The sequence below is a fragment of the Microbacterium sp. NPDC090281 genome (assembly GCF_044769635.1).
Classification (GTDB): Bacteria; Actinomycetota; Actinomycetes; order Actinomycetales; family Microbacteriaceae; genus Microbacterium.
This window is the reverse complement of sequence record NZ_JBIVYH010000001.1, coordinates 2,765,598-2,780,768: the sequence shown is the minus strand read 5'-3', so window position 1 is coordinate 2,780,768 and position 15,171 is coordinate 2,765,598. Positions and strand designations below refer to the sequence as shown.

The following is a 15,171-nucleotide window of genomic DNA, read 5'->3' as shown; positions in this document are numbered from 1 at the left end:
TCGGTCAGCCCTTGACCTGGATGCCGAGGCCTGCGGCGAACATCGGCGCGAGCTGCTGCACCTGGAACGAGGTGAGGGTGGCGCCGCGGAGACTGTTGGCGTCGAGGTAGGCCACGGCGTCGAGGCCGCGCAGGTCGAGGTCTTTCGCCCGCATGCCGCGCGGGTCGACCTCGTCGCTCGACGTGGCGGTGAACCGCACACGGGTGAGTTCTGCCCTGGGCATGTCGATCGTGCGGATGGCGCAGCCGGTGATCTCGAGATCGGTGACCTTCGCAGCGCCGAGATTGAGGTAATCGATCCGCACATCACGCAGCTCGAGCTCGGAGATGCGGGCCTCGCTGAGATCGAGTGTGCCGATACGGCCTCCGCTGACCCGCAGTCGCCGCACCCCGGCATCGCGCATGCGGAGGGAGGCGATGCGTGCCCCGGACATCTCGACGTCTACGACGGTCGCACCCGTGAGATCGACCGCGTCGGCGTCGGCGCTCACCGTGCACTGCTCGAGCGTCGCGTAGGCGAGATCGACGGTGCCGGTGAGGTCGAGGCTGGCGGCGAAGAGGTCGGCGCTGCGTGCGGGGGAAGCGGCCTCGAACACGGGCGGGAGGTCGGGAGCAGTCGTGCGCGGTGGGGCGGGGGACTCGGATGTGCGGGCCATGCTTCGAGGCTATGGCCTGCCGCGGACAGAGCTCGGTCCGGGCACGATCGGAGGCGCTCCGCGGCCTCGTGCAGGAGGGAAGCCGCGTACACTGGACGCACGAGCATCGATCCGGCATCACCGGGGAGCTCTCGGAAGAACGGCGAATCCTTCGGGAAGCGCTCAGTAGAACCGAGCGGGGCAGGCCCGTCACAGCCGCAGTGAGAGTGGTCCCGCCGTGAGGCGTGGCACGCGAGGTGGTACCGCGGTCCGCGAGGGTCGTCCTCGCAGGAGCATCCGCCACGACGACCACTGCGAGACACGATGACCTACCCCCGTTCCTCCTTCGGCCCCGCCGCCGATTCCGTCGCGCCCAGCCCCCGCTTCCCGCAGATCGAGGAGGAGGTGCTCGACTTCTGGAAGTCCGACGACACCTTCCGCGCCTCGATCGAGCAGCGCGAGGGATCGCCTGAATGGGTGTTCTACGACGGCCCTCCGTTCGCCAACGGACTCCCGCACTACGGGCACCTGCTCACCGGGTATGCCAAGGACGTGTTCCCGCGCTTCCAGACGATGACCGGCCACAAGGTCGATCGCGTCTTCGGGTGGGACACTCACGGTCTTCCCGCCGAGCTCGAGGCCATGAAGCAGCTCGGCATCACCGAGAAGAGCCAGATCGAAGAGATGGGAATCGACGTCTTCAACGAGAAGGCGAAGAGCTCGGTCCTGGCCTACACGCACGAGTGGCAGGACTACGTCACCCGTCAGGCGCGCTGGGTCGACTTCGATCGCGGCTACAAGACGCTCGACCTCGGCTACATGGAGAGCGTGCTGTGGGCGTTCAAGACCCTGTACGACAAGGGTCTCGCCTATGAGGGCTACCGCGTGCTGCCGTACTGCTGGCGCGACGAGACCCCGCTCAGCGCGCACGAGCTGCGCATGGATGACGACGTGTACCAGATGCGTCAGGACCCCTCCGTCACCGTCACCTTCCCGCTGACCGGAGCCAAGGCCGAGGCGCTCGGGCTCACCGGTGTGCGCGCCCTCGCCTGGACGACGACGCCCTGGACCCTGCCGACCAACGCCGCGCTCGCCGTGGGCCCGGACATCGAGTACGTGGTGCTCCCCGCCGGCCCGAACGGCGCAGCAGACGTGCACCAGGCCGCAGGGACGGCGGATGCCGCGATCGAGGCCTCAGCACACCGCTACCTGCTCGCCCGCCAGCTCGTCGGCGGCTACGCCAAGGACCTCGGGTACGAGAGCCCCGAAGACGCACTCGCGGCCGTCGACGCGACCGTCCGCGGCGCCGAGCTGCAGGACGTGACGTACGACCGGCTGTTCGACTACTACGCCGACACCGAGACGTACGGCACCGAGAACGCGTGGCGCATCCTGGTCGACGACTACGTCACGGTCAGCGACGGCACCGGCATCGTCCACCAGGCCCCGGCCTATGGTGAAGACGACCAGCGGGTCGCCGGTGCCGCCGGAATCCCCACGATCCTGTCGCTCGACGACGGCGGACGGTTCCTCCCCAACGTCACCGATGTCGCGGGTGAGCTCTGGATGGACGCGAATACCCCGCTCGTGCGCCTGATCCGCGAGAACGGTCGTCTGATCCGTCTGCAGAGCTACGAGCACTCGTACCCGCACTGCTGGCGCTGCCGGAACCCGCTGATCTACAAGGCCGTGTCGAGCTGGTTCATCCGCGTCACGGACATCAAGGACGACATGCTCGCGAACAACGAGCAGATCACCTGGGTGCCGGAGAACGTCAAGCACGGTCAGTTCGGCAAGTGGCTCGAGGGCGCACGCGACTGGTCGATCAGCCGCAACCGCTACTGGGGTTCGCCGATCCCGATCTGGAAGAGCGACGACCCGGAGTACCCGCGCGTCGACGCCTACGGCTCTCTGGAGGATCTCGAGCGCGACTTCGGCACGCTGCCGCGCAACCCCGAGGGCGAGATCGACCTGCACCGGCCGTACATCGACGACCTGACGCGCCCGAACCCCGACGACCCCACCGGCAAGAGCACGATGCGCCGGATCGAAGACGTCTTCGACGTGTGGTTCGACTCGGGCTCGATGCCCTACGCCCAGGTGCACTACCCGTTCGAGAACCAGGAATGGTTCGACTCGCACTCGCCGGCCGACTTCATCGTCGAGTACATCGGGCAGACCCGCGGCTGGTTCTACGTCATGCACGTGCTGTCGACCGCGCTGTTCGACCGTCCGGCGTTCACGGGCGTGAGCTGCCACGGCATCGTGCTGGGCAGCGACGGCTACAAGATGTCGAAGTCGCTGCGCAACTACCCCGACGTGTCAGAGGTGCTCGACCGCGACGGCTCCGATGCGATGCGGTGGTTCCTGATGTCGAGCTCGGTGCTCCGCGGCGGCAACCTCGCCGTCACCGAAGAGGGCATCCGTTCCGGCGTCCGCGAATTCCTGCTGCCGCTGTGGAGCTCCTGGTACTTCTTCGCGACGTACGCCAACGCCTCCGGTTCCGACGGCTACGAGGCCTCCTGGCGCACGGACTCGACCGATGTGCTCGATCGCTACATCCTGGCCCGTCTCGGCGACCTCGTCCGCGAGGTGCGCGCCGACCTGGAGGGACTCGACTCCACCACGGCGTCCGCACGACTGCGCGACTTCGTCGAGGTGCTCACCAACTGGTACATCCGGCGTTCGCGTGACCGCTTCTGGACCGGTGTGACAGACGAGCCGAAGAGCCGTGAGGCCTTCGACACGCTCTACACGGTGCTCGAGACGCTCACCCGGGTGGCTGCTCCTCTCGTGCCGCTCGTCAGCGAGCGGGTGTGGCAGGGGCTGACCGGCGGACGCAGCGTGCACCTGACCGACTGGCCCGACGAGGCGTCGTTCCCCGCGGCGGACGAGATCCGTGACGCGATGGATGCCGTCCGTGAGCTGTCGAGTGTCGGCAACGCGCTGCGCAAGAAGGAGAAGCTGCGTGTGCGGCTCCCTCTGGCCCGATTCACGGTCGTCTCGCCCTCTGCGGCGCTGCTCGGACAGTTCGAGGACATCCTCCGCGAGGAGCTGAACGTGAAGTCCGTCGAACTCGTCCCGCTCGCCGATGACACGGCAGGGGAGTACGGCATCGCGCACCGCCTGAGCGTCAACGCCCGCGCGGCGGGTCCGCGTCTCGGCAAGGACGTGCAGAAGGCGATCCAGGCCGCGCGCTCGGGAGACTGGAGCGAGGTCGACGGTGTCGTCACGGCGGGTGGCATCGCCCTCGAGCCGGCCGAGTACGAGCTCGTGCTCGAGACGACGGGCCGCCCGGAGGGCGAGGCGCTGGCCATCGTCCCGACCGGTGGATTCGTGCTGCTCGACACGACGACGACCCCGGAGCTGGAGGCCGAGGGGCTCGCGCGCGACGTCATCCGCGCCGTGCAGGAGACCCGCAAGAACGCCGACTTCGACGTCAGCGACCGCATCACGCTGGTCCTGCGTTTCCACGACGATGCCGACACCAGGGCCGTCGTCTCCGCGTTCGATCTGGCCGGTATCGCCGCCGAGACGCTGGCCGAGGAGTACTTCGTGATCGACGCGCACGGCGACTCGATCTTCGGACATGGGGCGATCCTGGCCGCGGCCGGGGGCGTGACGCCCGAGTTCGCAGCGGACATCCCGGCGGGCACCTACGCCAACGCCGGCGACTTCACGATCGCCGTCACCAGGAAGGGAGTCGGAGCATGAGCGCCAAGGACAGGGCAGATGCCGTCTACGAGGCCCTGCTGAGCCGAGCAGGAGAGCGCTGGGTGCAGCCCCGCAAGGAGCGCACCGCGCGCATCCTCGCCTTCCTCGACGACCCGCAGCGCACCTACCGCGTCGTGCACATCACCGGCACGAACGGCAAGACGTCGACCGCGCGGATGATCGAGAGTCTGCTGCGGGCACACGATCTGCGCACGGGACTGTTCACGAGCCCGCACCTGGAGCGCTTCACCGAGCGCATCATGATCGACGGCGAACCCATCGCCGATGAGGCCGTGGCGGACGCCTGGGACGAGATCGAGCCGTTCGTCGACATCGTCGATGCCGAGCTCGAGGCCGCGGGCGATGCGCCGCTGACCTTCTTCGAGCTGCTGACGGTGCTGGCTTTCGTCGCCGTGGCGGATGCACCGATCGATGTGCTGGTTCTCGAGGTCGGGATGGGCGGGGAGTGGGACTCCACGAACACCGCAGACGGCGACGTCGCGGTGTTCGCCCCGATCGACATCGATCACGCGGACCGGCTCGGCAGCACGATCGCGGAGATCGCCGAGGTCAAGGCAGGAATCATCAAGGAAGGCGCAGCCGTCGTCTCGGCTCAGCAGCCTGCGGAGGCTGCTGAGGTGCTGCGCCGAGTGGCCGCAGAGCGCAACGCGACCATCGCGTTCGAGGGTGAAGAGTTCGGCCTCACCGAGCAGAAGCTCGCCGTCGGCGGGCAGCTGCTCACGATCCGCGGTCTCGCGGGGGAGTACGCCGAGGAGTACCTGCCGCTGTACGGCGCCCACCAGGGCCACAACGCAGCCCTCGCCGTCGCCGCTGTCGAATCGCTCATCGGTGGAGCCACACAGCGCATCGCCGCGGACATCGTGACCGGCGGCCTGCAGGAGAGCACATCGCCTGGCAGGCTGCAGCTGCTCGGCATCGCGCCGACCGTGATCGTCGATGCCGCGCACAACCCGCACGGTGCCAAGGCGCTCGCCCAGGCGCTGGACGACAGCTTCGACTTCGACGAGTGGGGTCTGGTGCTCGGCGTCCTCGCCGACAAGGACGCCGCTGGTATCGTCGCCGAGCTCGCTCCGGCGGTCGCACACGTGTTCGCCACTGCTCCCGACTCCGATCGCGCGAGCGAAGCCGATGCGATCGCCGACCTGGTCGAACAGGCCGGCCAGCGTGCGACCGTGCACCACTCGCTCGCCGATGCCGCTGACGCCGCACGCGAATGGGCGGCATCCTCCGATCGTCGCGCCGTGATCATCGCGGGTTCCGTCGTCCTCGCCGGCGAAGCCATCGCGTTGGCTCAGGCGGAGGACTGGAAGTCGGGGTGGCGCGCATGAGCGCCGATGCGACACCTGTCCGTCGGCCGCGTCCGCCGCGCACCCTCGTGCAGAAGCTCGCACCGATCGTGCTCGGCTTCGAGGCGATCGTGGTGTTCCTGGTCGGGCTCACGATCTTCGGGTTGCGCCAGCTTCCCGCCGGGATCGAGCAGTGGTGGGGCATCGTCGGCGGCGCAGTGCTGGCCCTGGCGTGCATCGCCATCGCCGGGATGATCACGAAGCCGTGGGCGATCACGGCCGGGTGGGTCGTGCAGGCCATCGTCGCGCTGTCGGCGTTCTTCGTTCCGTCCATCCTGCTCGTCGTCCTGATTTTCGGCGGCATGTGGGCGTATGCAACCATCGGAGGGGCTCGGTTGGACGCACGACGCCCTGCCGAACCCACGACCGAGACTCAGACAGAGAGTGAATGACATGGCCACCGAAGAAACCCTCGTCCTCGTCAAGCCCGATGGTGTCGCCCGCGGCCTCACCGGCACGATCCTCGCCCGTATCGAGGCGAAGGGATACTCCCTCGTCGACATCCGCCTGGTCGAGCCCGACCGCGATGTGCTCGCCGAGCACTACGCCGAGCACGAGGGCAAGCCGTTCTACGAGCCGCTGCTCGAGTTCATGCTCTCCGGCCCGTCGGTCGCGATCCGCCTCGCGGGCAACCGCGTGATCGAGGGCTTCCGTTCCCTCGCGGGCACCACCGACCCCACGACCGCCGCACCCGGCACGATCCGTGGCGACTTCGGTCGTGACTGGGGCCTCAAGGTGCAGCAGAACCTCGTGCACGGGTCGGACAGCCCCGAATCCGCTGCACGCGAGCTCGGCATCTGGTTCGACTGAGCCGCCAGCAGCGAAAAGCCCGTCCGCCGTTTCTCGGCGGGCGGGCTTTCGTCATGGGCGGTGAAGATCAGAAGAGGATCCTGGCCATCTCGCCCAGGAAGTCGAGTCCCTGAAGCTGTGCCATGAAGATGATCAGCGCGAAGGCGACGACCGTGGCCAGCGGCACCCACGGCATGAGCTTGTCGGCGCCCGCTTTCACCTTCTCGTTGCTCGTGAACGTGCCGTTGCGGGTCAGATGGATCATCGTCGCGAAGAACGTGGGGATCGTGACGGCCCACGTCACCATGCACCACGGGCACAGCACGAAGAGGTCGTACAGGCTCTGGCCGATGAGCCAGCACACGAGGCCGAAGGCGAACGTGATGCCGACGCCGAAGGCAGCCCAGAACCAACGAGGGAACCGGGCGCCCGCGAGGATCGCGACGCCGACCACCAGGGGAGCCATCCATCCGGTGAGGCCGAGGAGCGGGTTCGGGAATCCGAAGACCGATCCCTGCCAGGACTCGAGGTTGGTGCTGCACTGGATGAAGGGGCTCAGGTCGCAGGAGAGCGCTTCCTTCGGATTCTCCAGCAGCGCGAACTTCTCGATCGTGAGCTGGAAGGCCGCGAACCAGCCCACCACACTCGCGATGATCAGCCAGACGGCATAGAAGACGGGGCGGGTGCGCTGCTCGCTCATACTGGGGATTATCCCAGCGTCGGCTATGGATGTGCGCAGAACAGGCCGGGGAAAAACGCTCGGCAAGTGAGGTGATGCCGCGAACGGCCCCACTTGATGCGATAATGGCCTGTGATGCGATGAACGGTGTTGCCGCGACACGCATCGAGCAGACTTCGGGGTCCTATGCCCCACGCGATCAGAGCCATGAGCCGGTCGCAAACCGAGTGAGTTCGCGGAACCCGCGGGTACCGCATGAGATTTCACGGAGCACCCAGTGTCCCGTGCAGGGAGTACGCCAGAGATGGCCGATGAGAGCAATGACAACAACAGCCCTACCCTCGACTTCCCGGCTGACGCCGCGGGAGAGCTGACGGAGCCCATCGCTCCCGAAGCCGATGACCTCTCGGGGGCATCGAGCGAGGTCGACGAGCAGTCCGAAGCGGCCGAGACGGCAGCGGATGCTGCCGCAGACGACGTCGCTGCCGGATACGCGGCAGCCGATGACGCAGCGGCCGCTGCGGATGACGCCGCCGCAGTGATGATCGCCGAAGCCCAAGCTGCCGCAGAGGCAGAAGACGGTGAGGGGTCGGCGCCGGTCGACGACTCGTCGGTTGCGGATGCCGAGACGATCGTCGACGGTGCCGCCCTCGTCGAAGAGCCCGTGGCCGAAGAGCTCGTGGCCGAAGAGCTCGTGGCCGAAGAACCCGTGGCCGAAGAACCCGTGGTCGACGCGCCCGTGGCCGAAGAACCCGTGGTCGACGCGCCCGTGGCCGAAGAGGCCCCGGTCGCGTCGGCTGCGAAGGATGCTCCGGCCGCTGTCGAGGCATCGGCTCCCGAGGCTCCGGCACCGGTGACGGCCGTCTCCCTTGGCCTGCTGCCCGAGGTGTTCGTCTCCCAGGTCTCCACCCAGCTGCACTTCTACGCTCCGGAGATCGTGCCGCTGCCCGCGCAGCCCGGTCGCGAGCGCATCTTCGACCGCATCGCCGAGCGCGACCAGCCGCAGGAGGAGTCGGCAGGCCGTGGTCGTGGCCGTCGCCGTCGCGGTGGTTCCGAAGGCGACGATCAGCACGAAGAGCCGCGTCAGCGCCAGCGGGTCGTCGAATACATCACCGAGCCGAAGGCGATCAAGGGATCGACCCGTCTCGAGGCGAAGAAGCAGCGCCGCCGTGACGGTCGCGATGCCGGTCGCCGCCGCCCGGTCGTGACCGAGGCGGAGTTCCTCGCCCGTCGTGAGTCCGTCGACCGCAAGATGGTCGTGCGCTCCAAGAACGGCCGCACCCAGATCGGCGTCCTCGAGGACGGCGTGCTCGTCGAGCACTACGTCGCCCGCAACCAGGACGCGTCGCTCATCGGGAACGTGTACCTCGGCCGCGTGCAGAATGTCCTCCCCAGCATGGAGGCGGCGTTCGTCGACATCGGCCGCGGACGCAACGCCGTGCTCTACTCCGGCGAGGTCGACTGGGACGGTGTCGAGACCGGCAACCAGCCCCGTCGCATCGAGCTGGCACTCAAGCCCGGCGACCGTGTCCTCGTGCAGGTGACGAAGGACCCCGTCGGCCACAAGGGTGCGCGCCTCACCAGCCAGATCTCTCTTCCCGGTCGCTACCTGGTCTACGTGCCCGGTGGATCGATGAACGGCATCAGCCGCAAGCTTCCTGACAACGAGCGGGCACGCCTCAAGCGCATCCTCAAGGAGGTGCTGCCGGAGTCGTCCGGAGTGATCGTCCGCACCGCGGCCGAGGGCGCCACCGAGGACCAGCTCACCCGCGACGTGCAGCGCCTCACGGCGCAGTGGGAGCACATCCAGAAGCAGGTCGAGAACCAGCAGGCTCCCGCTCTCCTGCACGCAGAGCCCGACCTGCTCGTCAAGATCGTCCGTGACGTCTTCAACGAGGACTTCACCAAGATGCTGATCCAGGGCGAGGATGCACAGCAGACGATCCGCGCCTACCTGGAGAGCGTCGCGCCCGACCTGCTCGAGCGGGTGGAAGCCTACGAGGACGAGACCGATCCGTTCGACGCGTTCCGCATCACCGAGCAGATCGAGAAGGCCCTCGACCGCAAGGTCTGGCTGCCCTCCGGCGGATCGCTCGTGATCGACCGCACCGAGGCGATGACCGTCGTCGACGTCAACACCGGGAAGTTCGTCGGCACCGGCGGAAACCTCGAAGAGACGGTCACCAAGAACAACCTCGAGGCGGCGGAGGAGATCGTCCGTCAGCTGCGTCTGCGCGACATCGGCGGCATCATCGTCGTCGACTTCATCGACATGGTGCTCGAGTCGAACCGCGACCTCGTGCTGCGACGCCTGATCGAGTGCCTGAGCCGCGACCGCACCAAGCACCAGGTCGCCGAGGTCACCTCGCTCGGTCTGGTGCAGATGACGCGCAAGAAGCTAGGTCTCGGCCTGCTCGAGACGTTCAGCGAGGCGTGCGAGGTCTGTGCCGGCCGCGGTGTCATCGTGCACCACGACCCGGTCGTGAAGCACCGCTCCAGCAGCAACGGCAGCGGCGGTGGAAGCAATGGCGGCAACGGCCAGAGCGGCCGTCGCCAGCGCGGGAACGCCGGTGGCAACAACGGCAACAGCAACGGCAACGGTCAGAGCCAGAATGCGCCGGCCGCGCCGAACGTCACCCACAGCATCACCGAGGGTGCCAAGTCGGCGCTGGCCCAGATCGCAGCCTCCACGATCGCTCCGGCGGCCGAGGGTGCCGCAGAGGCTGAGCCGGTCGAGGTGGCCGCAGAGGCTCCCGCGGCGACGGAGCGCCCGAAGAAGGCCCGTAAGAAGCGTGGCGACCGCAAGGGACCGAAGTCTCCTGCCGAGCAGCTTCTCGACTCGGTGCTCGATGCCCTTCCCGAGCCGAAGGCTCCGGGGCAGGGGAGAGGGCGCCGTCGGGTGAGCACGGCTGCGCTGACCGGAACCCCGATCTCGGTGAACTCCGAGACGTCAGCGCCGCCGGTCGCGGGCGCGGATTCGCAGTCCTGAGGCGATCAGACGGCGCACCAGTTCTTTGCCCTTGACGTGCTGGGCGCCGTCGGCGACGAGGCGGGGGATGATCTCCTCCGGCACGTCGTAGTGGTCGAGGTCGAACGCGCGCGCGGGCACATCGTTCGCGCGTGCGAAAGCGTGCAGTTCGTCGAGGCTCTCATCGCTGACCAGATGCGCCCACAGGCGTCCGTGGGCGGGCCAGAGCGGGTCGTCGACGAGTACGGTCACCCCGTCAGCCTAAGTCCGCACCGGCACGGTCGGGCGTGGGAGCGGCGGGCGGGACGCTCCGAACTCGGCTCGCTTTGCGACACCGACCCGCATCCGGTAAAGTAGTCCCTTGGTGCGTATGCCGCGTCGTCCTCGTCGGTCGAAGCGGAGAGCCTTGCGTTCGCGCCCGTCGTTCTGCGGCGCATGCAAGCAACAGTCTTCCCGTGAGATCTCGGAGCCGCGAGCTCCCCAACGAAACAGGTATGAAGTGGTTTACGCAGTAGTGCGCGCCGGTGGGCGGCAGGAGAAGGTCGAGGTCGGCACGATCGTTCAGCTCGACCGTGTCAAGGCTGCCCAGGGCGAGAAGATCGAGCTGGCCGCAGTGCTGCTCGTCGACGGCGCCACGGTGACCACCGACGCTGACTCGCTGGCGAAGGTCAAGGTCACGGCCGAGGTCATCGGCAACCTCCGCGGCCCGAAGATCATCATCCAGAAGTACAAGAACAAGACCGGTTACAAGAAGCGCCAGGGCCACCGTCAGGAGCTCACGCGCGTCAAGATCACCGGCATCAAGTAAGCCCGAGGGGACTAGGACATGGCACATAAAAAGGGCGCAAGCTCAACCCGTAACGGTCGTGACTCCAACGCTCAGCGCCTCGGCGTGAAGCGCTTCGGCGGTCAGCAGGTCCTCGCAGGCGAGATCATCGTCCGTCAGCGCGGCACGCACTTCCACCCCGGCGTCAACGTCGGCCGTGGCGGCGACGACACGCTGTTCGCTCTGGCCGCCGGTGCGGTCCAGTTCGGCGCGAAGGGCGGCCGCAAGGTCGTCAACATCGTCGCTGCAGCTGAGTGATCTCAGCACGACACTAGTCATCCGGTTCGGGGCGGGCTTCGGCTCGCCCCGTCCGTGTATCTGCACACCGTCATAAACAGGAACCCAGGGGAACCCGCACATGGTCACGTTCGTCGACACCGTCACACTGCACTTGCGTGCGGGTAAGGGCGGCGGCGGCTGCGTCTCCGTGCACCGCGAGAAGTTCAAGCCCCTCGGCGGCCCCGACGGAGGAAACGGCGGCGACGGCGGCGACGTCGTGCTGGTCGCCGACCCGCAGACGGGCACGCTGCTCTCGTATCACCACTCGCCGCACCGTTCCTCCGGCAACGGCGGCCCCGGCATGGGCGACCACCGCTCCGGTTTCCTCGGCGAGACGCTCGAGCTTCTCGTTCCGGTGGGCACCGTCGTGAAGAACACCGCGGGTGAAGTCCTCATCGACATGATCATCCCCGGCGAGCGGTTCGTCGTCGCCAAGGGCGGCATGGGCGGGCTCGGCAACGCGGCTCTCGCCACCCCTAAGCGCAAGGCTCCGGGCTTCGCTCTGCTGGGTACGCCGGGGTACGAGGGCGACGTCGTCCTCGAGCTCAAGACCGTCGCCGACATCGCCCTCGTCGGCTACCCGTCCGCGGGCAAGTCGAGCCTGATCGGTGCGATCTCCGCCGCTCGACCCAAGATCGCCGAGTACCCGTTCACGACCCTCCACCCGAACCTCGGTGTGGTGCAGGTCGGCGACTTCCGGTACACGGTCGCCGACGTGCCAGGCCTCATCGAAGGCGCGAGCGAAGGCCGAGGGCTCGGACTCGAGTTCCTCCGTCACGTCGAGCGCTGCTCGGCGCTGCTGCACGTGCTCGACTGTGCGACTCTCGAGCCCGGGCGCGACCCGATCTCCGACCTCGACGTCATCCTCGCCGAGCTGGGGGCCTACGAGGTGCCGGAGGGACAGACTCCGCTGCTCGAGCGCCCGCAGTTCATCGCCCTGAACAAGATCGATGTGCCCGAGGCGCGCGATCTGGCCGAACTGGTGCGCCCCGACCTCGAAGCCCGCGGGTTCCGCGTGTTCGAGATCTCCACGGTCTCGCACGAGGGCCTGCGTCCGCTCACGTTCGCGCTGGGTGAGCTCGTCGAGAACGCCCGCGCCGAAGCTGCGCTCGAGGCGCCGCCGGAGCGCGTCATCATCCGTCCGCGCGGCAACAAGAAGGGCTTCACCATCCGTGTCGAGGGTGGTACCTACGGCAACGTCTACCGGATCATGGGTGAGAAGCCGGTGCGCTGGGTTCAGCAGACCGACTTCCAGAACGAAGAGGCCGTGGGCTACCTCGCGGATCGACTCGAGAAGCTCGGTGTCGAGGATGAGCTCTTCCGCCTCGGTGCTGTTCAGGGCTCGACGGTCGTGATCGGCGAGGGCGACAGCATCGTCTTCGACTGGGAGCCGACCATGACCTCGGCGGCCGAGCTCATGAGTGCGCCCCGTGGAACCGACCCCCGTCTGGCACCGAATGCGCGCCGGACGACCTCGGAGCGACGAGAGCAGTACTACGAGCGCATGGACGCCAAGGCCGAGGCCCGCGCCGAGGTGGAGACTCAGCGTCTCGCTGCATATCGCGAGGACGGCGAGTGACAGCACGCACCCGTGCGGATCTCGCCACAGCGGCCCGAATCGTCGTGAAGGTCGGATCCTCCTCGATCAGCGGAGAGTCTTCCTGGCGGATCCCTCGTATCGTCGAGGCTCTGGCTGCGGCGCATGCACGCGGGGCCGAGGTCGTGCTCGTGTCGTCGGGTGCGATCGCCTCCGGAATCCCGTTCCTGCGTCTGGACGCCCGTCCGACCGACCTCGCGACCCAGCAGGCAGCGGCAGCCGTGGGGCAGAACATCCTGATGTACCGCTATCAGGAGTCGCTGCGTCCCTTCGACATCGTCGCCGGTCAGGTGCTGCTCACGACCGGTGACCTAGAGAATCCGACGTCGCGTTCCAACGCCCGTCGTGCGATGGAGCGTCTGCTTGGCCTGCGCACCCTGCCGATCGTCAATGAGAACGACACGGTCGCGACGCAGGAGATCCGCTTCGGAGACAACGACCGGCTCGGCGCCCTGGTCGCCCAACTGATCGAGGCCGACGCGCTCATCCTGCTCAGCGACATCGAGTCGCTGTACACGAAGCCCCCGACTGATCCCGGAGCCGAGCCGATCGACATCGTCGCGCCCGACGCCGACCTCACCGGCCTCGAGTTCGGGGCGACGGTCGTCAACAGTGTCGGTACCGGCGGAGCGGCTACCAAGGTCTCTGCGGCACGCCTTGCCGCGGCCTCCGGCATCGGCGTCCTGGTCACGAGTGCCGACCTGGTCGATCAGGCTCTCGCCGGCGCCGAAATAGGAACCTGGTTCGAGCCGGCCACCTCATAAACTGGGCGGATGACCGACCAGACTCCGCAGGTGCGCCTGGAGCGTGCCAAAGAGGCCTCCCGTGCCACCGCCGCGCTCACGAGCGATGACAAGGCCCGGGTGCTCGAGGCGATCGCCGTCGCCCTTCTCGACGCCGCGCCGCGCATCATCGAGGCGAACGGTCGCGACATCGCCCGCGGACGCGAGGACGGCATCGGCGAATCCCTCGTCGACCGGCTGCGGCTCGATGACAAGCGTGTGGGCGCTCTGGCAACCGCGGTACGAGAGGTCGCAGCTCTCGCGGATCCGGTGGGCCGCGTGGTCGGCGGGCATCGGATGCCCAATGGCGTGGCCCTCGAGCAGATTCGGGTGCCGTTCGGCGTGGTGGGTGCGATCTATGAGGCGCGCCCGAACGTGACCGTCGACATCGCCGCACTCGCGTTGCGATCGGGCAACGCCGTGGTGCTGCGTGGCGGGAGCGCCGCTCGCGAGTCCAACACCGTCCTCGTCGACGTCATGCGCAGTGCGGTCGAGAGTGCCGGTCTGACCGCGGAGGCCATCCAGACCGTGGATGACTTCGGGCGGGAGGGCGCGAAGGCCCTCATGCACGGTCGGGGCTTCATCGATGTCCTCGTGCCGCGCGGGAGTGCGGGTCTCATCGAGACCGTCGTGACGGAGTCGACCGTTCCCGTCATCGAGACCGGAGCGGGCAACGTCCACATCTTCCTCGACGAGACCGCCCCCGACGACTGGGCGCGCGACATCGTCGTGAACGCCAAGGTGCAGCGTCCGAGCGTCTGCAACGCCGTGGAGACGGTGCTGGTGCACCGTCAGGCGGCGCCGCGCCTCGTTCCTCTGGTCGCCAGCGCGCTCCAGAGCGAGGGCGTCGCGATCCATGGCGACGACATGGTCGTCGGGCTCATGTCGAACGTGATCCCGGCCACCGAGGAGGACTGGGAGACCGAATACCTCAGCCTCGACATCGCGTTCAAGGTCGTGGACTCCCTCGACGAAGCACTCGACCACATCCGTAGGTACAGCACGGGTCACACCGAGTCCATCATCACGACCGACTCGCGCAACGCGGAGCGCTTCCTCGCCGAGGTGGATTCTGCCGTCGTGATGGTGAACACCTCCACGCGCTTCACCGATGGCGGCGAGTTCGGATTCGGGGCGGAGGTCGGCATTTCGACCCAGAAGCTGCATGCACGAGGACCGATGGGCCTGTCCGAGCTGACCAGCACGAAGTGGCTCGCGCGTGGGGCGGGGCAGACCCGCGGCTGAGCGCTAGACTGGGGGACGCTGTACCTCGCAGGATCCCGAACAGCACGCCACGAAACGGAGTCAGGATGAACCTCGTCGCACAGATCGCGATGGCCGCTGCCGAAACCGAGCACCACGGCAACGTCGCGCTCGAAACGGTGATCTTCGGAGTCATCGCGGCGATCGTCTTCGCATTCCTCGGGCTGGTCACGTTCTCGTACAAGAACGTCGCCAACCGTCACTCGGCCAAGGCCGAGGCATGGGCCGCGAAGCACGGCAAGGACGGCCACGAGGCAGGACACGGCCACTAGG

At 67.7% G+C, this 15,171-nt stretch carries 14 protein-coding genes; 11 read left to right on the top strand and 3 right to left on the bottom strand.

The features are described from left to right. Positions 1 to 4: 4 nt before the first annotated feature. Positions 5 to 655, bottom strand: coding sequence for a pentapeptide repeat-containing protein (locus tag ACIQTX_RS13355; protein ID WP_028501594.1), 651 nt, complete (start codon positions 653 to 655; stop codon positions 5 to 7). A 303-nt stretch (positions 656 to 958) separates the two neighbouring features. Between ACIQTX_RS13355 and ileS the strand changes: the two genes are divergently transcribed. From ileS to ndk, 4 genes are read left to right on the top strand one after another with little or no spacing between them, the layout of a single operon-like run. After that, positions 959 to 4,348, top strand: coding sequence for an isoleucine--tRNA ligase (ileS, locus tag ACIQTX_RS13350; RefSeq protein WP_402972690.1), 3,390 nt, complete (start codon positions 959 to 961; stop codon positions 4,346 to 4,348). Next, positions 4,345 to 5,697 (top strand): folylpolyglutamate synthase/dihydrofolate synthase family protein, encoded by a 1,353-nt coding sequence (locus tag ACIQTX_RS13345; RefSeq protein ID WP_028501596.1) that lies wholly within the window; start codon positions 4,345 to 4,347, stop codon positions 5,695 to 5,697. Before ileS ends, ACIQTX_RS13345 begins: the two co-directional genes overlap by 4 nt. Next, positions 5,694 to 6,107: a DUF4233 domain-containing protein gene (locus ACIQTX_RS13340; RefSeq protein ID WP_402972688.1), complete on the top strand. Its 414-nt coding sequence runs from the start codon at positions 5,694 to 5,696 to the stop codon at positions 6,105 to 6,107. The genes ACIQTX_RS13345 and ACIQTX_RS13340 overlap by 4 nt, the downstream gene beginning before the upstream one ends. A 1-nt stretch (position 6,108) precedes the next feature. After that, positions 6,109 to 6,525 (top strand): nucleoside-diphosphate kinase, encoded by a 417-nt coding sequence (ndk, locus tag ACIQTX_RS13335; protein ID WP_028501598.1) that lies wholly within the window; start codon positions 6,109 to 6,111, stop codon positions 6,523 to 6,525. 67 nt (positions 6,526 to 6,592) lie between these two features. On the opposite strand, the gene ACIQTX_RS13330 is transcribed toward ndk, so the two are convergent. Next, positions 6,593 to 7,204 carry a vitamin K epoxide reductase family protein gene (locus tag ACIQTX_RS13330; protein WP_028501599.1) on the bottom strand — a complete coding sequence of 204 codons (612 nt, stop codon included), beginning with the start codon at positions 7,202 to 7,204 and terminating at the stop codon, positions 6,593 to 6,595. Between the two features lie 520 nt (positions 7,205 to 7,724). Here ACIQTX_RS13330 and ACIQTX_RS13325 point away from each other — a divergent pair. Then, complete coding sequence (locus ACIQTX_RS13325) at positions 7,725 to 10,172, top strand: Rne/Rng family ribonuclease (protein WP_402973068.1); 2,448 nt, start codon at positions 7,725 to 7,727, stop codon at positions 10,170 to 10,172. Here ACIQTX_RS13325 and ACIQTX_RS13320 read toward each other — a convergent pair. Continuing rightward, a complete protein-coding gene (locus ACIQTX_RS13320) occupies positions 10,134 to 10,403 on the bottom strand; it encodes a DUF4031 domain-containing protein (protein ID WP_028501601.1) in 270 nt (89 codons plus the stop codon). The two genes, ACIQTX_RS13325 and ACIQTX_RS13320, sit on opposite strands and share 39 nt — an antisense overlap. A 247-nt stretch (positions 10,404 to 10,650) precedes the next feature. On the opposite strand from ACIQTX_RS13320, the gene rplU reads away from it, so the two are divergent. The 6 genes from rplU to ACIQTX_RS13290 all read left to right on the top strand — a co-directional run bounded on the left by rplU (position 10,651) and on the right by ACIQTX_RS13290 (position 15,170). Beyond that, positions 10,651 to 10,959, top strand: coding sequence for a 50S ribosomal protein L21 (rplU, locus tag ACIQTX_RS13315; protein WP_028501602.1), 309 nt, complete (start codon positions 10,651 to 10,653; stop codon positions 10,957 to 10,959). Between the two features lie 18 nt (positions 10,960 to 10,977). Continuing rightward, complete coding sequence (rpmA, locus tag ACIQTX_RS13310) at positions 10,978 to 11,235, top strand: 50S ribosomal protein L27 (RefSeq protein WP_028501603.1); 258 nt, start codon at positions 10,978 to 10,980, stop codon at positions 11,233 to 11,235. A gap of 100 nt (positions 11,236 to 11,335) precedes the next feature. Beyond that, on the top strand, positions 11,336 to 12,835 hold the full coding sequence (gene obgE, locus ACIQTX_RS13305; RefSeq protein WP_028501604.1) for a GTPase ObgE: 1,500 nt from the start codon (positions 11,336 to 11,338) through the stop codon (positions 12,833 to 12,835). After that, entirely contained in the window at positions 12,832 to 13,617 is a 786-nt protein-coding gene (proB, locus tag ACIQTX_RS13300) for a glutamate 5-kinase (RefSeq protein ID WP_402972683.1), read from the top strand. Before obgE ends, proB begins: the two co-directional genes overlap by 4 nt. A gap of 9 nt (positions 13,618 to 13,626) precedes the next feature. Next, positions 13,627 to 14,880: a glutamate-5-semialdehyde dehydrogenase gene (locus tag ACIQTX_RS13295; protein WP_402972681.1), complete on the top strand. Its 1,254-nt coding sequence runs from the start codon at positions 13,627 to 13,629 to the stop codon at positions 14,878 to 14,880. A 65-nt stretch (positions 14,881 to 14,945) separates the two neighbouring features. Then, on the top strand, positions 14,946 to 15,170 hold the full coding sequence (locus tag ACIQTX_RS13290; RefSeq protein ID WP_105525790.1) for a hypothetical protein: 225 nt from the start codon (positions 14,946 to 14,948) through the stop codon (positions 15,168 to 15,170). Position 15,171 lies beyond the last annotated feature (1 nt).